The organism is Caballeronia sp., from assembly GCF_049581465.1.
Classification (GTDB): domain Bacteria; phylum Pseudomonadota; class Gammaproteobacteria; order Burkholderiales; family Burkholderiaceae; genus Caballeronia.
Genome location: NZ_JBAUSA010000682.1, coordinates 1 through 1749, shown reverse-complemented (window position 1 = coordinate 1749; position 1749 = coordinate 1). Strand labels below are relative to the sequence as shown.

Annotated in this window: 2 protein-coding genes; one reads left to right on the top strand and one right to left on the bottom strand. The window is 62.1% G+C overall.

The window, feature by feature from the left end; translation table 11 throughout:
* On the bottom strand, positions 1–1265 hold a 1265-nt coding region (gene gabT / locus WCA53_RS16825; RefSeq protein WP_423912724.1), incomplete at its 3' end, for a 4-aminobutyrate--2-oxoglutarate transaminase.
* A gap of 113 nt (positions 1266–1378) precedes the next feature.
* Here gabT and WCA53_RS16820 point away from each other — a divergent pair.
* The coding region (locus WCA53_RS16820) for a GntR family transcriptional regulator (protein ID WP_423912720.1) at positions 1379–1749 on the top strand (371 nt) is incomplete at its 3' end.

The window sequence follows — 1749 nt, the reverse complement described above, 5'->3', positions numbered from 1 at the left end:
GTTTCCGTCAGTACGTCTTCAATGATAGCAAGCGCTTCGTCGAACACGGCGTCCTGAATGGTGAGAGGAAACAGGAAGCGAACGACGTTGCCATAGACGCCGCAAACCAGCAGTAACAAGCCGCGTTCCAGGGCGCGGGCTTGTACGCGCTTGGTAAAGTCCGCGTCGCCGTCCGATGTACCCGGTTTGCAGAATTCGACCGCGACCATGGCGCCGGGACCACGAATATCAGCGATGTGGGGCACGTCAGCCTTGAGCGTTTCCAGCTTGCTCTTGAGCTTGTCGCCCAGGCGCGTTGCGCGCTCGCACAGCTTCTCCCCATCTATTATCTCAAGCACAGCCAGCGCCGACGCCACCGCGAGCGGATTGCCCGCGTACGTCCCGCCAAGACCACCGGGAGCGGCCGCATCCATGACATCCGCGCGCCCGACGACGCCCGACAGCGGCATGCCGCCCGCGAGACTCTTCGCCATGGTCATCAGGTCCGCGCTGACATCGTAATGGTTCATCGCGAACAGCTTGCCGGTGCGCGCGAAGCCCGTTTGCACTTCATCGGCGATCAGCAGGATGCCGTGTTCGTCGCAGATCCGGCGCAACCCGCGCACGAATTCCAGCGGCGCCTGATAGAAGCCGCCTTCGCCCTGAACCGGTTCGAAGATGATGGCCGCCACGCGTTTCGCTTCAATATCGGCCTTGAATAAATAGTCAATGGCGCGAAGCGAGTCTTCAACGCTCACGCCGTGCAGCGGATTCGGAAACGGCGCGTGGTATACGTCGGAGGGGAACGGCCCGAAGCCGATCTTGTAAGGCGCGACCTTGCCGGTAAGCGCCATGCCCATGAGCGTGCGGCCGTGGAAGCCGCCGGTGAACGCGATCACGCCCGGGCGCCCGGTCGCGGCGCGCGCGATCTTCACGGCGTTTTCGACCGCTTCCGCGCCGGTCGTAAAGAACGCGGCCTTCTTTGCGTAGTCGCCGGGCGCACGCGCGACGATCTTTTCCGCCAGCGACACATACGACTCGTACGGCACGATCTGGTAAGCGGTATGCGTGAACAAGTCGAGTTGCGCGCGAATGGCCGCGACGATCTTCGGGTGGCGATGCCCTGTATTGCAGACCGCAATCCCCGCCGCGAAGTCGATGTAGCGATTGCCTTCGACATCCCACAACTCCGCGTTTTCGGCTCGGGCCGCGTAGAAATCGCACATTACGCCGACGCCCCGGGGCGTGGCTGCGTCTTTGCGGGCTTTCAGGTCGGCGTTTTTCACGGTTTGGTTCACGGCGCAAGTCTCCATTGATGATCGGTTCGATTTCAATGACTATAATTAGATTTGGCTCTCAACATCAGAGCCATTTTGATAAATATATAGGAGCCAATTCGATGCGAGCGATTGCCTTGTCTGACTGGCTGGCCCAGCGGCTTGACCGCGGCAGCGCGCAGCCGGTCTATCGGCAACTGCATCGCTTGTTGCAGGAGGCGATCTTGTCGCGGGAACTTGCGGCCGGGTCGAAGGTGCCTTCGTCGCGATTGCTCGCGGCCGAACTGGGCCTTGGGCGCAACACCGTCACGCAGGTGTACGAGCAACTCGCGCTGGAAGGCTATGTCAGTTCCGCGACAGGGCGAGGGACCTTCGTCGCGGATAGCGCCCCGGATGAAATCGTGTCCGATGGGATCGAGGGCAAGCTCGTGCAACCGGACGCGGCACCGCCTGCCTTGTCGCAACGCGGCGCGCGCTTGCTCAAGGACGCGGG